General features: G+C 57.2%; 19 protein-coding genes. 8 read left to right on the top strand and 11 right to left on the bottom strand.

Annotated features, from left to right (window positions below):
- The first annotated feature begins 29 nt into the window (after positions 1 to 29).
- Both Pan97_RS20315 and Pan97_RS20310 read left to right on the top strand, forming a co-directional pair.
- Positions 30 to 1,184 carry an efflux RND transporter periplasmic adaptor subunit gene (locus Pan97_RS20315; RefSeq protein ID WP_165698872.1) on the top strand — a complete coding sequence of 385 codons (1,155 nt, stop codon included), beginning with the start codon at positions 30 to 32 and terminating at the stop codon, positions 1,182 to 1,184.
- 47 nt (positions 1,185 to 1,231) lie between these two features.
- A complete protein-coding gene (locus Pan97_RS20310) occupies positions 1,232 to 4,609 on the top strand; it encodes an efflux RND transporter permease subunit (protein ID WP_144975797.1) in 3,378 nt (1,125 codons plus the stop codon).
- Between the two features lie 4 nt (positions 4,610 to 4,613).
- Here the strand turns inward: Pan97_RS20310 and Pan97_RS20305 are convergent, their stop codons facing one another.
- The 3 genes from Pan97_RS20305 to Pan97_RS26350 form a co-directional block, all read right to left on the bottom strand.
- Entirely contained in the window at positions 4,614 to 5,252 is a 639-nt protein-coding gene (locus tag Pan97_RS20305; protein ID WP_144975795.1) for an NfeD family protein, read from the bottom strand.
- A gap of 63 nt (positions 5,253 to 5,315) precedes the next feature.
- The gene (locus tag Pan97_RS20300; protein ID WP_241676323.1) at positions 5,316 to 5,513 is read right to left on the bottom strand and encodes a CPXCG motif-containing cysteine-rich protein; all 198 of its coding nucleotides are present in this window, start codon (positions 5,511 to 5,513) and stop codon (positions 5,316 to 5,318) included.
- Between the two features lie 28 nt (positions 5,514 to 5,541).
- Positions 5,542 to 7,020, bottom strand: a complete 1,479-nt coding sequence (locus tag Pan97_RS26350) for a TIGR04222 domain-containing membrane protein (protein WP_165698871.1) — start codon at positions 7,018 to 7,020, stop codon at positions 5,542 to 5,544.
- Positions 7,021 to 7,231: 211 nt separating this feature from the next.
- On the opposite strand from Pan97_RS26350, the gene Pan97_RS20290 reads away from it, so the two are divergent.
- Together Pan97_RS20290 and Pan97_RS20285 are read left to right on the top strand one after the other, a co-directional pair.
- Positions 7,232 to 8,683, top strand: coding sequence for an alkaline phosphatase D family protein (locus tag Pan97_RS20290; RefSeq protein ID WP_196782166.1), 1,452 nt, complete (start codon positions 7,232 to 7,234; stop codon positions 8,681 to 8,683).
- 83 nt (positions 8,684 to 8,766) lie between these two features.
- On the top strand, positions 8,767 to 9,126 hold the full coding sequence (locus Pan97_RS20285; protein WP_144975793.1) for a VOC family protein: 360 nt from the start codon (positions 8,767 to 8,769) through the stop codon (positions 9,124 to 9,126).
- Between the two features lie 10 nt (positions 9,127 to 9,136).
- Here Pan97_RS20285 and Pan97_RS20280 read toward each other — a convergent pair whose 3' ends face one another.
- Positions 9,137 to 9,748: a thioredoxin family protein gene (locus Pan97_RS20280; protein ID WP_144975791.1), complete on the bottom strand. Its 612-nt coding sequence runs from the start codon at positions 9,746 to 9,748 to the stop codon at positions 9,137 to 9,139.
- A 242-nt stretch (positions 9,749 to 9,990) separates the two neighbouring features.
- Here Pan97_RS20280 and Pan97_RS27230 point away from each other — a divergent pair, with 242 nt between their 5' ends.
- Together Pan97_RS27230 and Pan97_RS20275 are read left to right on the top strand one after the other, a co-directional pair.
- Positions 9,991 to 10,293, top strand: a complete 303-nt coding sequence (locus Pan97_RS27230; protein WP_449240245.1) for a hypothetical protein — start codon at positions 9,991 to 9,993, stop codon at positions 10,291 to 10,293.
- Between the two features lie 120 nt (positions 10,294 to 10,413).
- Complete coding sequence (locus Pan97_RS20275; protein ID WP_144975789.1) at positions 10,414 to 11,178, top strand: DUF4142 domain-containing protein; 765 nt, start codon at positions 10,414 to 10,416, stop codon at positions 11,176 to 11,178.
- A gap of 2 nt (positions 11,179 to 11,180) precedes the next feature.
- Here the strand turns inward: Pan97_RS20275 and Pan97_RS20270 are convergent, their stop codons facing one another.
- The 7 genes from Pan97_RS20270 to dxr form a co-directional block, all read right to left on the bottom strand.
- Positions 11,181 to 11,963, bottom strand: a complete 783-nt coding sequence (locus Pan97_RS20270) for an SDR family oxidoreductase (protein ID WP_144975787.1) — start codon at positions 11,961 to 11,963, stop codon at positions 11,181 to 11,183.
- Between the two features lie 75 nt (positions 11,964 to 12,038).
- A complete protein-coding gene (locus tag Pan97_RS20265) occupies positions 12,039 to 12,746 on the bottom strand; it encodes a class I SAM-dependent methyltransferase (RefSeq protein ID WP_144975785.1) in 708 nt (235 codons plus the stop codon).
- Positions 12,747 to 12,777: 31 nt separating this feature from the next.
- Entirely contained in the window at positions 12,778 to 13,671 is an 894-nt protein-coding gene (locus Pan97_RS20260) for an LpxI family protein (protein ID WP_144975784.1), read from the bottom strand.
- Between the two features lie 10 nt (positions 13,672 to 13,681).
- Positions 13,682 to 14,749, bottom strand: a complete 1,068-nt coding sequence (gene lpxD, locus Pan97_RS20255) for a UDP-3-O-(3-hydroxymyristoyl)glucosamine N-acyltransferase (protein WP_144975782.1) — start codon at positions 14,747 to 14,749, stop codon at positions 13,682 to 13,684.
- 108 nt (positions 14,750 to 14,857) lie between these two features.
- On the bottom strand, positions 14,858 to 15,547 hold the full coding sequence (locus tag Pan97_RS20250) for an HAD-IA family hydrolase (RefSeq protein WP_165698870.1): 690 nt from the start codon (positions 15,545 to 15,547) through the stop codon (positions 14,858 to 14,860).
- Between the two features lie 49 nt (positions 15,548 to 15,596).
- A complete protein-coding gene (locus Pan97_RS20245) occupies positions 15,597 to 17,699 on the bottom strand; it encodes a site-2 protease family protein (protein WP_144975779.1) in 2,103 nt (700 codons plus the stop codon).
- A complete protein-coding gene (gene dxr, locus Pan97_RS20240; protein WP_144975777.1) occupies positions 17,645 to 18,862 on the bottom strand; it encodes a 1-deoxy-D-xylulose-5-phosphate reductoisomerase in 1,218 nt (405 codons plus the stop codon). Before dxr ends, Pan97_RS20245 begins: the two co-directional genes overlap by 55 nt.
- 190 nt (positions 18,863 to 19,052) lie before the next feature.
- Here dxr and cmk point away from each other — a divergent pair, with 190 nt between their 5' ends.
- Together cmk and Pan97_RS20230 are read left to right on the top strand one after the other, a co-directional pair.
- The gene (cmk, locus tag Pan97_RS20235; protein WP_144975775.1) at positions 19,053 to 19,706 is read left to right on the top strand and encodes a (d)CMP kinase; all 654 of its coding nucleotides are present in this window, start codon (positions 19,053 to 19,055) and stop codon (positions 19,704 to 19,706) included.
- Positions 19,699 to 20,400: a lysophospholipid acyltransferase family protein gene (locus Pan97_RS20230; protein WP_144975773.1), complete on the top strand. Its 702-nt coding sequence runs from the start codon at positions 19,699 to 19,701 to the stop codon at positions 20,398 to 20,400. The genes cmk and Pan97_RS20230 overlap by 8 nt, the downstream gene beginning before the upstream one ends.
- Positions 20,401 to 20,442: the final 42 nt, after the last annotated feature.

Raw genomic sequence — 20,442 nt, 5'->3', positions numbered from 1 at the left:
ATTTGACAGCAGTGGAGATGGAGAAGGGTATGCGAATCATCCTGATGACGCTCGCCGGATTGGCGTTGGTGGTTTCTCCCGCGTTGGCTCAGATGCCCCCGACCGCTGTTCGGGCGGTGCCGGTGACCCGGCAGACCGTCGAACCGCATCGCCGTTTCACCGGCAGCTTGAAAGCGGTTGCTCGGGGGGACGTGGCTGCCCTGGAAGATGGCCGTGTGCTGGAGGTCACCGTTCGCGAAGGAGCGACGGTGAAAAAGGATGACGTGATCGCCCGTATTGATTCTCGCCGTCTGGAAGCCCAGAAGGGGGAACTCGAAGCCGCATTCGGAACCGCCGAGGCGTTGATTACCCAGCGGGAAGCGGAGCTTCGCCAGGCGAACCTGGACATGGATCGCTCGGCCACGCTGATTCGCAACAATGCCATTTCCAAACAGCAGCACGAGCGCAGCGAAACCGAACTGACCATTGCCCAGGCCAAGCTGGCCACCGATCGGCGTCGTCTGGACGAGATTCGCCGCCAGTTGGATCTGATTCAAGTGCGTCTGGATGACACGATCGTGCGTGCTCCGTACGACGGCCAGGTGATCATGCGGCACACCGAGCCAGGCGAATGGATTCGGGCAGGCGAGCCGTTCGTCACGCTGGTCTCGACCGGCCAGGTCGAAGCCTGGTTGGAGATTCCCGAACGCTACGCGGGCATCGTCTCGCAGTACGCCCAGCAGGTGTCGGTGCACATTGTGGGGACCGATCGCAAGTTCGTTTCGGCCTCGGCCAAACGCGTGCATGAAGTTCACCCGCGCACGCGAACGTTTCAGTTTGTGCTGACGCTTGATGCCCAGGACGCGGTGCTTGCCCCGGGGATGTCGGTCGAAGCCTGGCTGCCGACTGGGCCTGCCCAGCCATCGTTGACGGTCCCCAAGGATGCCATCATTCGCTCGACCGGGATGGCGTATGTCTTCAAGGCGGTTGAAAACGAAGGCCAGACCACGGCTGTGCGGACTTCGGTGAAAGTGAAATTCGAAACCGGCAGCCTGGCTGTCGTCGAATCGCCTCAGCTGGCCGAAGGAGACATGGTGGTGATCGAAGGAAACGAGCGGCTGTTCCCAGGCACGCCAATCGCGGTTTCGAAGGAACCTCCGGTCGGTTCCACCACGGCCGTGAATCTGACGACGAAGTCTCGCTAAGCGACGACTGTCTGACGCACTTAAGTTGACACCCTGAGGACTTCCCTATGAACTTCATCACGCTCGCGGTCAGGCAGCCCATCACGGTCGCGGTGGGAGTGATTCTCAGCATCATGGCCGGTGTCCTGGCATTCACGCGAATGCCCATTCGGATGACGCCGGAGGTCGAGTCGGTCGTCGTTTCCGTGATGACCTACTGGGAAAACGCGTCGGCCCAAGAGATTGAGTCGGACGTGGTCGAAGAACAGGAGCAGCGGCTCGGCGATCTTTCCGGGCTCGTTTCGATGACCAGCATCAGCCAGCCAGGTTCGGGCCAGATCCGTCTTGAATTCATGACCGGCACGAACATCGACGAGGCGATGGCCGAAGTCGATCAGAAGCTGTCGGAAGTTTCCGGCTATCCTGCTGAAGTCGATCAACCGCAGGTCGAAGACTTCGATCCCGAATCGGTCGACTACATCGCTTGGATCGGGCTGGCATCGACCGACCCGAACTTCGACGCAACCACTTTGTACGACTTCATGGAGCGCCGGTTGCGTCCCCGTTTCGAGCGAATCCCCGGCGTTTCCCAGGTCGGCATCCGAGGTGCCCGCGAGAAGGAAGTGCAAATCCGTGTCGATCCAGTGGCGCTATCGCAGCGGGGGATTACCTACCAGGAACTGGTTAACGCCCTGCAGTACAACAACGGCAACTTCTCGGGCGGCAAGCTGCCGGAAGGGAAGAGCGACATTCGCGTGCGAAGCGTCGGCCGATTTCGCGACGCCCAATGGGTCGAGAGCCTGGTGATTCGACGCGAGCAAACTGGACCCATCTATCTGCGAGACGTGGCGACCGTTCAGGAAGCCCATAAGGAGATGACCGAATGGGTGCGGGCCCGCGGTCAAACGATGCCCTTCTTCAGCTTCATGCTGGAAAGTGGCGGGAATCTGTTGGAGACCATGGACGGGATCAAGCAGGAACTCGACGAGCTGAACAAGCCCGGCGGTGTGCTGGAGCAAGAGGCGAAGCGGCTGGGTGTCAACGGTACGCTTGAGCTGGTGCAAACCTACGACGCCACTACGTACGTGGTCGATGCGATTGCCCTGGTCGAAAGCAATATCTTGATGGGTAGCTTGCTGGCCGTTCTGACGCTGCTTCTGTTTCTGCGGTCGCTGCGCACGATTGGGATCATTGCGATTGCGATTCCCATTTCGACCGTCATTGCGGTGGTGGTGATGGTGGCGCTCGGGCGCTCGATGAATATCATCTCGCTGGCCGGGATGGCGTTCGCCGTGGGGATGGTGGTCGATAATGCGATCGTCGTGATCGAGAACATCTTCCGCCACATCGAAATGGGCAAGTCGGCTACCAAGGCGGCCGTCGATGGAACGCAGGAAGTCTCCGGAGCGGTGCTCGCTTCCACGCTGACGACGCTGGTGGTCTTTTTTCCGATTCTGTTGATTGAAGAACAAGCCGGGCAACTTTTCCGCGACATTGCCTTGGCGATCATGGCCGCGGTGGGGGTGAGCTTCATCGTCTCGACGACCGTCATTCCTTCGGCCGCTGGGCAGTGGCTTAAAGCGAAATCGATTCAGCAGCATGCTCACGAGTCGGCGGTGATGAAGAATCCCGACGCCAAGCCAAAGACATTCGGGGCACGCGTCTGGAAGCTTTTGGTCGCGCTGACCGACGTACCGGCGATGGTGGGCAATACGGTCTACGCATTGATCGGCAATTGGACGACCCGCTTGCTGGTGATTGGTGGGTTTGGCGTCGCGACGATCGTGGGCATTTGGCTCTTGGTGCCCCCACTCGATTATCTTCCGACCGGTAATCGCAATATCGTGCTGGGGATGTTGCTTCCTCCACCTGGGTACAACGTCGAGCAGCTCTCCGAGATTGGTGCTCGCATGGAATCCAAAATCAAGCCCGCCTGGGAAGCGGCCGGCGACAAGTTCGGAGCCGAGGCCGTAGTTCGCGGCGGTGAGTGGGACGGCGAGGACAAGCGTCAGCCGGTACCGATGATGGGCTCGGACGAGATGGTGATGCCACCACCTTTGGATCACTACTTCCTGGTTGCCTGGGATGGCCGCGTGTTTCAAGTCGCCATCTCGAAGGATAAGGAAAAGGTCGTCGACACGCTTCCGCTTTTCACCGCGGCGGCGGGTGGCGATCAGGCGCCAGGGGTGATCAACTTCGCGTTCCAGATGCCGCTGTTCCGCACCGGCGGTACGACGGGCTCGGCCATCAAGATCGACCTGGTGGGTGATGACCTGGATCGCGTCAGTGGTGCGGCAGGGGCCCTGCTAGGCACGCTGATGGAAAAGTACGGACCGTACAGCGTGACCCCAGAACCGGTGAATTTCTCGCTGCCGACGCCGGAAATTCGGATCACTCCAAATGATGAACGCCTGCAAGACGTGAACATGACTCGGCGCGATATTGGACTGGCCGTGGCGGCAAGTGGGGATGGGATCTTGCTGCCACGGTCTTTCGACGTCGGCGGGGAACTGAAGGACTTGAAGATCGTCAACATCGAAGCACTCGAGAGCGATCCGACCAACGCGATGTTCAATTCGCCGATCGCCACGCCGAGCGGTTCGGTGGTCGATCTGGAGAGCCTCGCGACACCGGAACGCGTCGAAGCTGCCGACCAGATCAAGCACGTCGACCGCCGACGCGCCGTGACGCTGCAGTTCACGCCACCCCAAGGGTTGCCGCTGCAAGAGGCCATCAACGAGGTTCATACGACCGTTGCGAATCTGCGGGAAGCAGGAGCCATCTCGCCCGATGTCGACATGCAACTGGCCGGTTCGGCCGGGCAGCTTGCTCAGATTCGCCAGGCACTAATGGGGGACGGAACGATCCTAGGAACGCTATTCAGCTCGCTCTTCTTAGCCTTGGTGATCGTTTACCTGTTGATGGTGGTGTTGTTCCAGAGTTGGTCCTATCCGCTGGTGATCATGGTGAGCGTTCCGCTGGCTCTCTTGGGTGGGTTTGCTGGGTTGGCCTTGGTTCATCAGTGGAGCGTCGCCGATCGTTACATGCCGGTCCAGAACATGGACGTCCTCACGATCCTGGGCTTTGTGATCCTGGCCGGGGTGGTGGTGAATAACGCGATTCTGATCGTCTACCAGACGATCAACTTCCTGCAGGGACGAAGTGAAGAGGGGGACGACGTGAGTGATCTGTCGCCACGTGAAGCGATCGCCAAGAGCGTCGAAAGCCGCGTGCGACCGATTCTGATGAGCACGCTGACCTCGGTAGGCGGCATGTTACCGCTGGTGTTGATGCCAGGTTCAGGAAGCGAGCTGTACCGCGGCCTGGGTGCCGTCGTGGTAGGTGGACTGGTCGTCTCGACCGTCTTCACGATGTTCCTGGTGCCGGTGCTGTTAAGTGTTCTGTTCGACATCTGGAAGCCGCAGCAAGTCGAGATGGATGTGTAACGACTTAAAACGCGTGCGTAAACAGAATCAGCAGCCAACACATGGCAGCACCGAAGAAGGTTCCTGCTACGAGGCCAATTGACAACGCGGCGAAGTTTCCGAAGATCGCGACGCCAAAAAACGCCCCGGCTATCGTCATTCCGATCATCGCGTACGCCAGGGCTCTCGCCAGCGTGCGATGGTCTTCACGGGGCGCTGTCGATTCCGCCGCGGAGCCAATCGTCCATCGATAAATGACGCCTGAGAGGACGCCGCAGATCGGCACAAGGATGATCCCGAAATCGATCGGCGTTCCCATCCACATCGCAATGCTGCCGACAACGCATGCCAGGCCCATGCTCCAGTAAAGAGGATTTACCTTCTCGACGACCGAGGGAGGGGCCGTAAGATCCACATCGTCCTCGGCGGCGATGGGCTGGGTCAGGTCAATGCGATCGTCGATGGAAACCTCCTCTCCGTCTTGTCGCGTCCGGACAATCAGGCTGTTCGAACTTCGACGGGTCACCACAACCTCTTGCCCATCGTCGATCCAATCCATCTCGCTGCGGGCGTTGTGTGTGTGGCCGTGGATCTCGACGTGACCAGCGGGACGAAGTGCTCCCACGGTTTTCCCTATGGTACCTGGGTGAATGGGTTGATCCATGGCAAGGTCTTTGTGGGTTAATCGTGGTGCTTTCGGAGAAAGCGAGCGCCTACGCAAAAAGAGCTAGTCGTAGTCTTGCTCGGGTTCAGCCCAGGCCGTTGCTTCGCCGTTCGGATCAATTTGAATATGAATCACGTGCGGTCGACAACACACCGGGCAGTCTTCCACGAACTGTTGTTCGCTCCCTTGCGATGGGTCGAGCGGGATGACGATGTCCTCGCCACACGCGTTGCAGATGTACGTGATTTCCGTTTGCATCATGGCCGTCTCCTTTCAGTTACAGGCCTGGTTAGTCTCCTCCGCATCCTCCACAACCTCCCCCGCCGCAGCCACTGCCACAGCCTCCACCACCGCAACCCGAATCGCCTCCACAGCCCCCGCCGAAACCTCCCCAACCAGAGTTTTGTGCTGCGCGGAATTCTTCCGAAAGCGGATAGAGGTCGCCGGAGGCGAAAGCGGTAATGCCGAAGAGCCCGGCGGCCAGGAAGTAGTCGTCCGCTGTCGTAATGCTTGAGCCTGGTGCCATCGGGTTGAGATGCGCGTGTTCCTCTTGCCACTCCGAGAGAATCGCGTTGCCTCTGGAAGTACGACCGCGACGAACGGCGAGCCAGATGCAACTAACCAACGCGGCAAAGACCATCAGCAACAGGAAGAAAATGGGCTTCTCGCGCGTGATGCCGATAACGAGCTTGGCACACCCCAACCCAAAGACCCCCAGCATGATCAACGAAGGGACCCACCGCCGTGCGATAGGCTCGTAGGGGTTCGGCTCGAAGAGCCCCATTTCGGTCAGCTTGGCGCCTGTTTCCTTGGCGATCGGAATCGAGTTGGCGACTACCGTTTGGAGATTGTCTTTACCGGAGTTCTTCACCTCGTGGTAAACGTGATGTTCCAACGTCGATGCGCCCGTGTCTGGTGCATTGAGGGGCACCAATTGTTTCTCGACGCGACCACCTGAGTAGCTCCCTTCGGCCAGTTCGATTTTGCGATCTTGGATGAGCTTGGCGATGGTGGCGATCACCAGTCCCCTGGGCCCTTGGGCAAGGTAAGCGGCGAGGCTCGGATCGTCGATTTCGACTGGGATGGGGGGATCGGGAATCGGCATCAGAAAACGAATGCCGAGTGCAATCACCAGGAAGATCCCCCCGGCAATCGCATAGAATTTGAGGAACGTTGGCCCATCGAAATCGAGTGGGGAAACGGTCGCCACGGGATCCGCCTGGCAGCCACCCAGGCATACCATCGGCAGCAGCACCAGCAGAATCAACGCCAGCCACTTAAGCGGATTGCGAGGGATGATGAAGTACTCATTCTGGTTGACCCAGCGGCTATCGACGACCGACTCAAATTGCTCGCCGACGGGTGGCCAGATATCCGAGGGAGGAGCCTGGCCGAAATAGGACTGGTAGCTTGCCAGGGTCTTCGTGTACCAGTCGTCGAACTTCTCGGTTTCTTCCCGGCGTCCTTGCGTGGGGCAATGATGCAGAGGACGCGGTAATATCTCGCCGCAAAGCGCTTGCCAGTACGACTTGGTATACGTCAGATGCAAGTGCCAGGCCTGGTCGACTGCTTCGGATGGGCTTACGGGGTGTCCGGCGACCATCGAGAGGAAGAGAAACCGGCGATACTCGTCGATCACACGCTGGGCGAAGCCAAGTCGCCAGCCGTTTTCGCGGGCGAGCCTGGCGGCAAACGTGAGCGTTGCCCCGGGCTGGTCGAACGAGAACGCTTCAATCTTGCTCCACAATGCCTGCGCTTGTGCGTCCATGGCACTTGTTCCTGCTTAGTGCATGATGACTTTAGCCACCGCGGAATTCCGGGGATGAAATTTGCGGTTTGGCTGGCCTGCCTTTATTCTAAGGAATGTCCTACCGGCATTGCGACACGGAAAAATCGAGCAGCCCCAGATTGTTCGATCTGTGTGAATTTCGCCGCACCAGCCCGTTGTCTATTCCCCCATTTGGCTTTGGAAATCGTTCATGCCCAACTTTCTGCCCATCGATCGTCGTCTCTTCCTGAAGTCTTCTGTCGCATCCGCTGCCATGGCTGCGTCGGCTAGTGCTCGAGAGCCTCAAGGAGTTGAGTTGCTGGTTTACCAGGCCACAGGCCTGCGCATCGGGGAGGTCACACCCACGACCGCGATTGTCTGGACACGCCTGACGAAGAACCCGACGCGCAACAACGACGGAATTGTCTTCAAGAAGCGAGGCAAGTCGGAAGAGGCCCTAAAGACGCCGGTCGAGCAGATCGAAGGGGCTTGTCCCGGTCAGCCTGGTAAGATTCGTTTGCTCTACGGAACCGATCTCAATCCCGACAACCTATCGGTAACCGAGTGGGTGACGGTCGATGCGGAATCGGACTTCATTCACCAGTTTCTATTGCAGGATTTGAAGCCCGGCTCGCAGTACCATGTGATGTGCCAAACTTCCGTCGAGGGGCAAGAGCATGGGCTTCGCGCGGGCACGTTTCGCACGGCACCGAAGCCCGAGGAAGCGAAGCCGGTTCGCTTTTGCGTGATGACGTGCCAGGGGTATCCTGATCGCGATCATCCCGATGGGCATCCGATTTATCCTTCCATGACCGCGAAAGATCCCGACTTCATTTCCTTGACCGGCGATTTGGTCTACTACGATAACGACGCTCCCAGCGCGATGACGATTGATCTGGCGCACCTGCATTGGCAGCGGATGTTCAGCTTGCCGCGGCTGGTCGATACGCTAAGTCACACTTCGACCTATTGGCTGAAAGACGATCACGACACGCTCGACAACGATTCTTGGCCGGGGCAGAAGTATGGGGAAGTTACGTTTGAAGAGGGGCAGCGAATTTTCCGGCAGCAGGCCCCGCTGGGAAGCGACTCGTATCGAACGTTTCGTTGGGGTAAGGATCTGCAAATCTGGCTGACCGACGGCCGCGACTTCCGCTCGCCGAACAAGATGCAGGATGGGCCTGACAAAACGATTTGGGGAGCCGAGCAGAAGGCCTGGTTCAAGCGGACGGTTCAAGAGAGCGACGCGACCTGGAAGGTCCTGATCAGTCCGACGCCGATCGTCGGTCCCGACCGCAAGGGGAAGAACGACAACCATGCCAACGAAGGATTCGCCCATGAAGGCAACGAGCTCCGGCATTGGCTGCAGGAAAACGTGCCGGACAATTTCTTCGTGATCTGTGGCGATCGTCACTGGCAATACCACTCGGTCGATCCGGATACGGGCGTCAAAGAGTTCAGCGTGGGGGCGGCCAGTAACTCGCACGCCGGGGGAACGCCGGGACGAAACCCGAAGATCCATCGCTTCCACAAGGTACAAGGGGGATTCTTGAATGTCCTGGTGGAACCGAAGCAGGACGAATCGGAAATCATTTTCCAACTGTGTGACGTCGATGGAAACGTGGCCTTCGAGCAGCGTTTCGAGCGCGCTCGCGTGATGTGACCGTGACGAGTCGTCATGCCGATGGTAATTTAGACGCGATATAAAAGCCCCTTATAGCGATTGTCTTTTTCACGGGACCTTCGATGGAACTATTCGCGGTTGAGATTCGGACGGCGCAGTGGCAGCCGATGATCCTGTGGTATACGGCGGCATTGAACATGAAGGCCGCCGTCCGCAGTGCGGAAGAGGGATATGCCTTACTGGCCGGACGAGGCTGGCGGCTGTCGCTTCTGGAACTGCAGGAAGACGAACCCCGCGATCATTCGGCAATTAGTCTGGCGCTTGAGGTCGAGGATTTAGCAGTTGCCCGAGAACGGATCGAGCCCTACTTGATGGAACCTTCCACACCCATCGAGATGAGCGAAGAGGGATTCCTGCAGTGGGGGACGACCGATCCTGACGGCAATCGCATCAAGCTGTTTCAGTTTGTGGCCGTCGATTAATGGGGCATGCTTATCGGCGCGACCGCTTGTAGCGAATGTTGCAACCAATCGCGACCGTCTCTTGAACTTCCGGGTTCTTGCCGGCCAGGGTAGCTTCGACCGCTTTGTCGACGTAGTTGACCGTCGCTTCCGCGGCGTTGGTGTCGTCATCCATGGCTCCCATGTAGACGACCTTTCGTTCGCTGTCGATGACGAAGAACTCAGGGGTTCGCGTGGCTCCCCAGGCTTTTCCTAATTCTTGCTTCTCGTCCTTGAGATAGGGGAACGTGAACTCTTCTGCCTTGGCGCGTTCTTTCATTGCTTCCAGGGAATCGTCATCAATCAGGTTCGAGTTCACGGCAATCAGGGCGACTCGGTCATCGCTGGCCCACTTCCGGGCAAGCTTCTTGAGACGATCTTGATAGTCGATGGCGTAGGGACAGGTATTGCAAGTAAACGCAATGACAATCGCTTTCTTATCCTTGAGGTCTTTCCAGCTATGCGGTTCCCCATCAGTCCCTGGCAGGTTTTCCCATGGCTGGACGACGTCCCCCACCGAGAGAACCGGGTTGAACTCTCCGGCTTGGATCGCGGTAAGTGTTAGGAAAACCGCAAGACACAAGAAAAAAACACGAAACATCATCAAGCTCTCGGTTAGGCGGATGTTGATTTTCAAAACCTGGGCGCCAACTGGCTTTTACTACCTTTCAGCATAGGCGACATTGTCGCCCAAGGCAAAATGAGTCACCATATGCCAAACGAAGCCATTCGGCGGAACTGTGACCACTCTGGGGGCAGGTCAGCAATGGGTGGTCGCGCAGATAAGAAATACGCACTGCGTGGGTTCATTGACCAGTTCCTCGATTCAGGGAGGATAGGGGCAGCGTGTTGCAACTAATTGGAAGGGCTCTCGGCGGCGTCGGTTCGTTTTTTCTCCATCTCTTTGATACTGCTGGATTTCCCGCGAGATGGTACTGCGGATCGGTATGGCAGGAAGAACCGGGCGTTGGCTGGCTGCACATTGTCTCGGACCTTGCCATTTTTGACGCTTATTTGACCATTCCCCTCATCCTCGCTTACTTTCTGTTTCGACGACTTGATGGAAGATTCCGTTTGCACTGGGATCAAAATAATTCGGCTTCTCGTCGAGTAGTTGGAAGGTACGATTTGGGCAGAGCCAAAAGATGAACAAGTTCAGATTCGTGTGAACTTGCCCAACGGTAAATCTCTTGAGGGATTGCCGCCAAAGTAGATTCACCTCGTCCCGTAATCGGCCTCGGCCTTTTTTCTCCCAAGGAGTGTTACCCCATGTCAACTTGCGTAAAACTAACTGGTTGCGTGATTCTTTGGGGAGCCTTATGCACGGCCTCTATTTTGGCTCAGGCTCCTGCTATTGCCCAAAAGAAAGAAGTCTCGGACGTCGATGCCTTAGGGTCGCATGTCGCCATCAAACTGCTTTTGATGAATAAAGAGGCGATCGTTTTGGGAGAGTTGGCTGAAAAGAAAGCCCAATCCGACGCCGTCAAGAAGTTCGCCCAGGAGATGGTTGCCAAGCATGGCAAGTTGGAGAAGCAGTTGGAACCCCTGATCGATTCTGAACACTTGGAATCGATCGAATCGATCGATACCGATATTCGCTATCCGCGCGGCGAACCAGGCACCCAGCAGGAACGTGCCGACGCCGAGAGCATTCGCGATAACAAATGGGTTTTGGAAGGTGGTCCCAAGCCGACGGCACCCAAGGATGATACATCCCCCAAAAAATTGACCAAGAAGGAAGATCGCGAAATCGAGAAAGATGTCGATGTCGTTCAGTATCAACTCGCGGCCGTGAAAGACCACATCCAGTCCGTGGTCGAGCGGCTCGATCCGCTGGAAGGAGCTGAGTTTGACAAGGCCTATCTCGACCAGACGATCCGTGCCCATGCTTGGATGTTCGCCGAGTTGGGAGCCATGAAGGTCTCGGATCAGCCGAAGCTGGAGAAACTGAGCCAGCAGGAAAAGAAGATGGCAGAACAACACCTGGCCGAAGCCCGTCGGATTCGAGACCAACTGCTACGCGGTGGAAAGTGAAACTAACCCCGCAGCAGTGATTGAGCACCATCTACGTAAATCACGCTGCCGGTGACGTGGCTGGCAGCTTTCGACGACAGAAAAAGTACGACGTCGGCAACCTGGTCGGCGGTACCTGGTTTTCCATCGGTAAGCGGGACTTCGCCCTCTGGGAATTCAGCCGGCTCTTCAACCTTGTCGAGGTTGCGCTTGTTCGTGTTGTCCTCAATTTCTGTTTCGATCCAGCCTGGGCAGACAGCATTGACGCGCACCTTATGCTCGGCGAACTCCAGGGCCAGCATCTTGGTAATCGCAATCAGTGCGGCTTTGGTGCCTGAGTATGCCGTCGCTCCCGTGTTGCTGAACATGCGGGTGCCGTTGACCGAAGAGTTCACCACAATCGCCCCGCCTCCTTTCTTAAGATAAGGGATGGCCGATTTGATACAGTGAAACGTGCCATGCACATTGATGGCAAACGTTTTCTGCCACTCGTCGGTCGTCAGTTCTTCCAGCGGCGCCCAGGTTCCGTTGACACCGGCATTGCAGAAGAGAACGTCCAACCGCCCCCACTTCTCGACCAGCTGTTCAATAGCCGCTTGAACCTGCTGGGGTTCCGTCACATCGGCCTGCAGCGGCATGACAAGTCCATTTTCCGATTCGATAAGCTCGATGGTTTCCTTGGGCCAGCTTCGGTTAAGGATACCCACCTTGGCTGCTTTACGGGCAAATTGAATCGCGGCGGCCTGACCGATTCCGGAACCGCCTCCGGTAACCAGTACGACTTGATCGCGGAATTGGGCGTCCATGGGCTAGGTTCCTCTCGATGAACAAGTTAGGGAATACCTAACTCAGCAGCAAGTCGCATGCCGTTGATGTTCGGGTTACTTCTCCGGCGTTTCTTTTGCCTTTTCAAAGAACATCATGTGCTGCCACGGGAGGCCATCGAACTGCTTGGCCAACTGAAAGCCGTTGGCTTCGTACTCCAGCAGCATCTGCTTCTTGCTCATTTTGTGAAGCAACTTGATCGGGACATTGGGGTCTTCCATGCGAAATTCCAGCAGGACGATCTTACCGTCTGGTTTTAGCGATTGTCGCATGCCGGCCAGCATCTCGACCGGGTGCGAGAACTCGTGGTAGACGTCGACGCAGAGGATCAGGTCGACTTTCCCCTCAGGAAGCTTCGGGTTGTCAAGTTCGCCCAGGATCAACTCGATGTTCTCGATCCCTTCCTCTTCCGCCCGGGCTTTCAGCAGACGCAGCATTTCTGGTTGAATATCGACGGCCAGAATCTTACCTTCCTTGCCGACCATCTCAGCGAGTTTCAGACTGTAAAAACCGTTACCGCAGCCCATGTCGCAGATGGTCATGCCAGGCTTAACGCCCAGGTTTTCCAGCATCTTCTGGCAGTCTTCTTCCCGTTGACGGCTTTCGCGAATCAACCACGGGGCGCCGTTGTAATGCATGGTCTGGGCGATTTCGCGTCCCAAGTAGATAGGACGACCGTCGACCGTCGTCACATCTTCCTGGGCAAAAGCGAACTGGGTAACACAACCGAGAAAGGCGAGAGCAATAGCAGCGATACGAAGCATAGGTTCCTGGCAGGGCGGCCAGGCAAACTACCTAGGCCGCTTCCGAAGAGGGAGCAATTTCGGCGAGGCGATCCTCGCTGACCGCGAGAATCGACAAACGATGGTTCTTAGCAAATTCTAACACGGCTGGTTCGTCCAAGAGAATTGTTTTTTCTGCTTCGAGTACCAATGTGCTGGCACCGGCGTCGACCATGGTCTGCAACGTACCGACACCAATCGTGGGGACGTCGAACCGCATGTCTTGCTGCGGCTTGGCCACTTTGACCACCGTGAAGCCGCCGGATTTGCAGAGACTACCGGCCCGCTGAATACAGGCATCGGTCCCTTCAATGGCTTCCAGGGCTAGCACGGCCTGGTTCTTCACGGCCACGCTCTGGCCGACGTCCAGCCGCCCAAGTTCCTTGGCCATTTCCCAACCGAACTGAATATCCCGCAGCAGTTTTCCACTGGGCTGAGGACCTGCGATGATGCCAAAATTCACGAGCAACTCCGGAGCAAAATCGGTAGCAGGTAAGAAGGTAATGCCGCTGGATTCGAAAGCGTTGACGATTGCCAACAGCAACGTATCGTCCTTGCGATCCTTGGTTCCCCACAAAAGCTGCGGAGCGAACGTTTGCAAGCAGAACCAATCAGGGAAGTGATTCCACAGGAATCCGCGATCGAACAGGCGAACCTTGTGGATCTTGCCCGCCATGGTCGCTTCGATCGCACGGTGCTTCTGGAAGTGACGTTTCACTTTGCCAAGCTGCCCGAGACCAACCCAAACGGTCGCCTCGCAGATTTCTTCCAGGACCGGGTCCGCATGATCCTTGACCGCGGCGCACACGACCTTGCGGCCGCTACGGCGGATTGCTTTAGCCACCACGATCGGAAGGTTTCCCCAACCGGCAAGCAGGCCGATCGGAGGCAAGTTCGAGACATCCATGACGCGCGATCTACGAGGCCCTGCGAATCGCCGGTTCGGCAATCGCTTCGGCTTCCTTTTCCAGTTGTTCAATTCGTTTGGCAAGCTGCTTGATGGTCTTACGCATCTCCGGCAACTTCTTGATGGCCATGTGCTCGCTTAGGATCGTCTTTGCCGGCCCGCCAGGAATCCCGAGCGTTTGCTGGCCCTCAGGGATGTCGGAACTAATTCCCGCTTTAGCCCCGATCATGGCGCCGGTGCCAATGTGGACGTGGTCGCGAATGCCAACTTGCCCTGCCATGACCACGTAGTCGCCGGTGGTCGTGCTGCCGGCGATACCAACTTGCGAGCACAAAAGATTGTGTTTACCGATACGGCAGTTGTGGCCGATTTGAACGCTGTTGTCGATCTTCGTGCCTTGGCCGATGAGCGTGGCGCCGTAAGTACCACGGTCGATCATGGCACCGGCACCTATTTCCACATCCGCTTCCAGGACAACGTTACCCAACTGTGCCGAAAGAATATGCTTGCCGCTGGAAGAGTCGTAGCCAAAGCCGTACGCCCCCAGGACGGCGTTCGCATGAACGATACAGCGATCACCAATTTCGGTTCGATCGTACAGCACTACGCCAGGGAAGATGACGACGTCATCCCCAATTCGGCAGCCTGCCTGGATATGAACGCCGCTATGAATGATCGAGTTCTTACCGATGACCACACCATCGCTGATCACGGCACCAGCCCCGATAGTGGCGGTAGGATCGATAACGGCGGCCAGCGACACCACGGCCGAGCGATGGATGCCTACCGATGCGGTCTGTTCCCATGGCTGAAAGAAGCGGATGGTCTTGCCAAACGCCTCGTGGACGTTCGCCACGACGATGCCATCGATGTTCAGTTTGTCCGATTGTTCGCGAACCAGCACCGCGGATGCCAAGCAGTCTTCCATCAGCAGGGCTGCCTGATCGGGCTTATCCATCAGCGTAATTTCGCCGGCCACCGCGTCGCGGATGATGTTGGCCCCGGTGATGACGCGATTCGGATCGCCAAATACTTTGCCATCAACAAGTTCGGCCAGTTGTGCCAGCGTGGTGCCCATGAAGGAATCCTTTCCAGTGCGGGTCGGGTCGACAGAGATCGCACTAATGTAGCCGGTTTCCCCCGAACCAACCAACATCAATTGTCACGGGCATCTGGGCGGCTGCTATCACGGCAGCAGTGCGTCGACTGCCGCATCTAAAGTGTGATAGCTATTGGAGATATCCCCATCGTCGGGCTTCCTGGAGCGAGTGAGATAGAGTGCCTGCCAGCCGAAATCTCGCGGGGCCTGAACATCATTTTCCCAGTCGTCGCCGATCAGCAGGATCTCTTGCGGTTGGCAGCCCAAAGCGTCGGTGGCACGCTCGTAGAACGCCGTCGCTGGCTTGACCCACCCGACCTCGGACGAAACGAAAAGCCTCAGATCAAATGCGGCCAGGTGACGCTCGACAATCGGGCGAAGTCGCTGGTCGAAGTTGGATGCTAGCCCCAACGTAAAGCCGGCGGAGTGCAGTAGCGAAAGGGCAGGGGAGACATCCTCGAACAATCGCCAGTTGTCGGCTTGGCCGAAATGACTCCAGAGAGCCTGGAAGACCTCGTCTTGTTGCTCTGGTCTTGGCGAAAGAACGAAGTGGACGATGGCCCGCCACCGGGCAACTTCCGTCTTCTCGTCAGTACGAAGGGGATCGTCCGACCCCTGTAGCGTCCCGTAGGCATGAACGCTGTACTTGGCGATCGCCTGGCGAAACCGCTGTCGGATGGTTTCTCGGTCGAGATCCATACCATGGGCTCGACCGGCCGCCAGGTAGGCATCGGCGACCGACGGAGAAGGCTCAATGACCGTTCCAACCGCGTCCAAAAGGACGACCTTTGGACGCGGAGCAATTCTCGGTTCTCGCGTCAGCGCACTAACCCCAGGGGAAGAAGCGATTGATGTCGAGGAAGATGACCGTCACCATCAGGGTCAGCACCATGGCCAGGCCCAGGTAGGTCAGACGGAGCATCCACTTCTCGTTCATCGCCTTGCCGCGGATCCCTTCGTACAGTAGGAACATCATGTGCCCGCCGTCGAGAACCGGAATCGGCAGGAAATTTACCACTGCCAGGTTGGCGCTGATGAGCGTCAGGAAGGTCAGCAGTCGCGAGATACCACGTGACGACTCGGCAGTGGCCACGTACAAGATCGTACCAGGGCCACCGAGACCGCTGATCTGCATCTCGCCGGAGAAGATCTTCCGCAGAACGACGATGACTTGATTCATCCCTTCGCCCACTTCACGAACGCCCAGGTAAAGCGAATCGCCGAGGCTGGTCGCGTATTGAATTTTCTCTTCGACTTCAAAACGCAAGTACCGGCTTTGCAGCATTTCCGTCTTAGAAGGCGTGCTGCTGACCGAAACGTTTTCCGGAGAGCCGGAGTCTTTCTTTTTCACCGTCAGGACCATGGCCGTATCGGGGTGGGCGACTTGCAGCGTCCACTGGACGGCCTGCCAGGCGATCTCGTCCGTTTTGACTTTGACGTCCTTCACGCCGATCTTCATTTCTTCGTTCGTTTCCTTGGCAGCATCAGTTGTGCCTTGGAAGCCGACGATCAGAACCTCGTCGCCAGAGGCGAGACCTGCTTCTGCGGCCGAGCTATCGGGAAGAACCTCGGCAATGGTCGTCGTCAGGTCGAAGGTCAGCCCCAGGGTTTGCAGGCCGATTTCGTAACCAGGCATATATTCCGACGAGAACCCTTGCGGAACGACCGTTTTGATCGACTTGGTTTCCTGTTTGCCTTCGCGCTCGATCACGACTTCGATCGTTTCCCCAGCCCATTTGGTTTCGCGGCTGGGAAGCGTGTAGCCATCGCCCAGCGGCTCACCGTTGAGCGAAACGAGCTTGTCACCAACCTTCAGGCCGGCTTTTTCAGCCGGTGAACCGGAGCGGATCCCACGGATCGGGCTGATTTCCATGACCAGGCCCGTCTCGCGATAAGGGACAGTCGGGATTTCGACTTCGACGTCCTCGGTCGCTTCGCTTTCCTGGTCGAGCTTTCGCTCGAGCTTCAACTTCAGCGAGTCGTACGGATGGTTGGCGACGTACTTCTGGTAGTCGAGGAAGTTGGTGATCGGCTCGCCGTTGATTCCCTTGAGGTTGTCCCCTGGTTTCAGCTTATCGGCGACTTCACTGCCAAAGATCATCCCCATCAGCTTCGGGGCGACCATCATTTTGGTCGTATACATTGGTGCCACGCCGATGGTTGGCCGCTGGGCATCCTTGTAGGTATTCTTGGGAACGATGTCGATGACTTCCTGCTCGCCATCGGCACGTTTCACGACGAACGGCATCGCCTTGTCGTCGCCATTCATAATGATCTGCAGGGTCATGTCCTTGTCGAAACGCAGGTCTTTGCGAACCTTGCCTTCAGAGTTCAGGCCGACGATTTCGTCGCCTGGGTTAAGACCTGCTTCCCAGGCTGGCGAGCCTGGTTGAACCCAACTGATCTGGGCCGGAATGTACGGGACGCCCATGTTGTAGGCGATGGCGGCGAAAATCACACCGAAGATCAGGTTGAAGACTACGCCGGCGGAAATGATGGCCATCCGCTGCGGAACGCTCTTGGCGGTATAGCTGCGTGGGTTGACGACTTCGGTCTTGTTGCCCTCTTCGTCGACCTTTTCGATCATGGTCGAGGCCGATTCGTCTTCGGCGTTGTTGGGGTTGTCGTCCTGACCCAACATCTTGACGTAACCGCCCAATGGGATCGTGCCGATGCCGTACTCGGTTTCGCCCCACTTCTTTTTCCAGAGGGCCGAGATAGTCCACGGGCCAAGGGTAATCGGAACGTCGAAACCGACATAGAACTTATCGCAGCGCACGCCACAAGCTTTGGCCACCAGGAAGTGGCCCAGCTCGTGCACGAAGATGACGATGCCCAAGCCGATGATGCCTTGCATGAAGGCCCAAATGCCGCCTAAGTATTGGAGCAGGCTTGGTCCTTCGCTTGCCGCAAACAGCAAGTGATCCACTTGATAGACTCCTCTCGGGCCCAAGCATCAAGCTCGAGCAGCCGGGTTAATTCTGGGTTTGATTCAAACGGGTGTTCGTCCAATAGGTGGCGACATACCCGGTAAATGTCTACGAAACGAATTTTACCTTCTAAAAACTGCTGTACGGCCACTTCATTCGCGGCATTCAGCACAGCTCCGCACGTTCCTCCACGCTCCGCGACCTCTTTTCCTAGTTTAAGGGCGGGGAAACGCTCGTAATCTGGGGGCTCGAATTCGAGGGAAAACGCAGTCGTCAGGTCCAGCTTCCTGGCAGGACACTCCGTGCGCTCCGGATAGGTCATCGCCAGCTGAATTGGCATCCGCATATCAGGAGGGCTCATCTGGGCGACCATCGAACCGTCAACGAACTCCACAATCGAATGAATGATCGACTGGGGATGAACCACCACGTCGATCTGGTCGACCTTCAAATTGAACAGCCATTTGGCTTCGATCAGCTCGAGGGCTTTATTCATCATGGTCGCCGAATCGACCGTGATTTTCGGTCCCATTTTCCAGGTCGGGTGGTCGAGCGCCTCGTCTGCGGTCACCTTCAACAGCTGCTGCTGGGTGAACTTACGAAAAGGTCCACCGGAAGCCGTGAGGATCACTTTGCGGACATCAGTTTCGCTTCCCGCCATCAAAGCCTGGAAAATCGCACTGTGTTCGCTGTCGACCGGAAGGATCTCGGCGCCAGACTCTTGGGCCAACTTGGTTGCCAAATGTCCAGCGACGACCAGGGTTTCCTTGTTGGCCAATGCCACGCGTTTGCCGGCGGCGATTGCGGCAAATGTTCCTTCCAGTCCTGCCCGACCGACGATTGCCGAAACAATAATATCGGCTTCGCTGTGGGCGGCCACTTCCTGCAACCCGGCCGTGCCGGTCAGCAGCGTCGTCTCTGGGGGAAGCTGCGACCAGTCGAATGCCTGGGCGGCAGCGTCGTCGCTGGCCACGATGTACTTGGGCTGGTACTTGATGGCGGCCTTCAGTAGATCATCGAGTCGACCGTGAGCAGTCAGAGCAAAGGGAGTGAATGCCCCCTTACTGGCTCGAATGACATCCAGCGTGCTGCATCCGATGCTCCCGGTGGCTCCCAGGACGACGACGTTTTGGCTGGATTTCGAGGACGACGAGCTACGCATGGACCGCTTCTGAACAAGGGTGGCTTCAACACTATGGATTGTTCCAGAATTTCCTCATTCGCGAAAGATTACTGTGGAAAAGGAAATATTGGGTCCTTCGAACGAGTTCCGCCTTCCTGCTATAACTGCTTACAGGCAATGATCGCCCGTTGACCTATCCATAAACCCAACCAGTTCACGACCTTTTGGCATGATTGTTACCATCGATGGCCCGGCCGGGGCGGGTAAGAGCAGCATTTCCCGGCGGCTGGCGGACGAACTCGGTTTTGAGTTTCTCGACACCGGGGCCATGTATCGGGCAGTCGCCCTGATGGGGCTCCGGGCCAAAATCGACTGGGACGATACGGATCGTCTCGTCGAGTTTGCGAAATCGGCCACGATCGACCTGTCGGGCCGAGCCGTAATTCTGGATGGCGAAGACGTTTCGCACGAGATTCGCTCGCAAGAGGTCACCCAGGTCACGCGATACGCGGCCAGCAATGTTGGTGTGCGGGAAGAACTCGTGCGACTTCAGCGGGAATTTGCCGAAGGTAAGGACGTCGTCACGGAGGGCCGTGATCAGGGAACGCTCGTTTTTCCTCATGCCGAGTGCAAGATCTTTCTGACGGCTTCCCCCGAGGAAAGGGCTCGTCGCCGAGTCGGTGACCTGGCAAGACGTGGCGAAACGGTCGATTTTGAAGACATTCTGCAGCAGCAAGCCAAGCGAGATGAAGAAGATACGCAGCGCGAGGTCGGTCCGCTTCTAAAGGCCGAGGATGCCGTTGAAGTGATGACCGATGGCATGTCGGAAGTTGAAGTCTTGCAGAAATTGGTCGGCATCGTACAGCGGTACCAGCATGCGTGAGGATAAGCCAGCCGCATCGCACTCGTGGGCTCAGCAGCTTCTCTATAGCTTTCTGCGGGTTGTCGCCCGAATCGTAGCGATTGGGTTCTATCGGATTCGCTTGTTTGGCCGTGAAAACTGGCCCACCGAGGGGGGAGCTTTGGTCTGCTCGAACCACCAAGGTTTCATGGATCCGCTCCTGGTAGGACTTTGTTGCGATCGACAGCTGAACTTTCTTGCCAAGAAGTCGCTTTTCAAGTTTCCCCTGAAGTCGTTCATTGAACTGCTCAATGCCATTCCAGTGAATCGAGCAGGCACGGGGTTGGACGGACTGAAAGAAACACTCAAGCGGCTCCGGCGCGGGGAAATGGTCCTGATTTTCCCGGAAGGAACCCGTAGCGCGAATGGCGAACTGGGTCAGATAAAACCAGGCTTCATCGCCGTTGCCCGGAAAGGAAAATCGCCGATCGTTCCGGTCGCGTTCGATGGATCGTTCCAGGCGTGGCCGAAGTGGCAACTGCTGCCCTCGATTGACGTGGTCCACGTGAAGATCGGGAAGCCTATCAGCTATGACGAGATTTCTCAGATGTCGGACGACGAGTTGCTATCATCGCTTCAGGCGCGAATGGGCAAACTTTTTCATGAGGTTCGGTACTCACGAGCACGTTCGCTGAATCCTCGCGTGCACACCACAGATAAGACGCAGTTTGCCTAAACCGACCTTTCTTTCGTCAAATTTCGAGAATCGAGGCTTCTT

This window comes from Bremerella volcania (genome assembly GCF_007748115.1).
GTDB lineage: Bacteria > Planctomycetota > Planctomycetia > Pirellulales > Pirellulaceae > Bremerella > Bremerella volcania.
This window is presented reverse-complemented; position numbering and strand designations above follow the sequence as displayed.

Coding starts and splice junctions, on each gene's coding strand:
- Pan97_RS20315 (WP_165698872.1), top strand. CDS start 30: ATGCGAATCATCCTGATGACGCTCGCCGGATTGGCGTTGGTGGTTTCT.
- Pan97_RS20310 (WP_144975797.1), top strand. CDS start 1,232: ATGAACTTCATCACGCTCGCGGTCAGGCAGCCCATCACGGTCGCGGTG.
- Pan97_RS20305 (WP_144975795.1), bottom strand. CDS start 5,252: ATGGATCAACCCATTCACCCAGGTACCATAGGGAAAACCGTGGGAGCA.
- Pan97_RS20300 (WP_241676323.1), bottom strand. CDS start 5,513: ATGATGCAAACGGAAATCACGTACATCTGCAACGCGTGTGGCGAGGAC.
- Pan97_RS26350 (WP_165698871.1), bottom strand. CDS start 7,020: ATGGACGCACAAGCGCAGGCATTGTGGAGCAAGATTGAAGCGTTCTCG.
- Pan97_RS20290 (WP_196782166.1), top strand. CDS start 7,232: ATGCCCAACTTTCTGCCCATCGATCGTCGTCTCTTCCTGAAGTCTTCT.
- Pan97_RS20285 (WP_144975793.1), top strand. CDS start 8,767: ATGGAACTATTCGCGGTTGAGATTCGGACGGCGCAGTGGCAGCCGATG.
- Pan97_RS20280 (WP_144975791.1), bottom strand. CDS start 9,748: ATGATGTTTCGTGTTTTTTTCTTGTGTCTTGCGGTTTTCCTAACACTT.
- Pan97_RS20275 (WP_144975789.1), top strand. CDS start 10,414: ATGTCAACTTGCGTAAAACTAACTGGTTGCGTGATTCTTTGGGGAGCC.
- Pan97_RS20270 (WP_144975787.1), bottom strand. CDS start 11,963: ATGGACGCCCAATTCCGCGATCAAGTCGTACTGGTTACCGGAGGCGGT.
- Pan97_RS20265 (WP_144975785.1), bottom strand. CDS start 12,746: ATGCTTCGTATCGCTGCTATTGCTCTCGCCTTTCTCGGTTGTGTTACC.
- Pan97_RS20260 (WP_144975784.1), bottom strand. CDS start 13,671: ATGGATGTCTCGAACTTGCCTCCGATCGGCCTGCTTGCCGGTTGGGGA.
- lpxD (WP_144975782.1), bottom strand. CDS start 14,749: ATGGGCACCACGCTGGCACAACTGGCCGAACTTGTTGATGGCAAAGTA.
- dxr (WP_144975777.1), bottom strand. CDS start 18,862: ATGCGTAGCTCGTCGTCCTCGAAATCCAGCCAAAACGTCGTCGTCCTG.
- cmk (WP_144975775.1), top strand. CDS start 19,053: ATGATTGTTACCATCGATGGCCCGGCCGGGGCGGGTAAGAGCAGCATT.
- Pan97_RS20230 (WP_144975773.1), top strand. CDS start 19,699: ATGCGTGAGGATAAGCCAGCCGCATCGCACTCGTGGGCTCAGCAGCTT.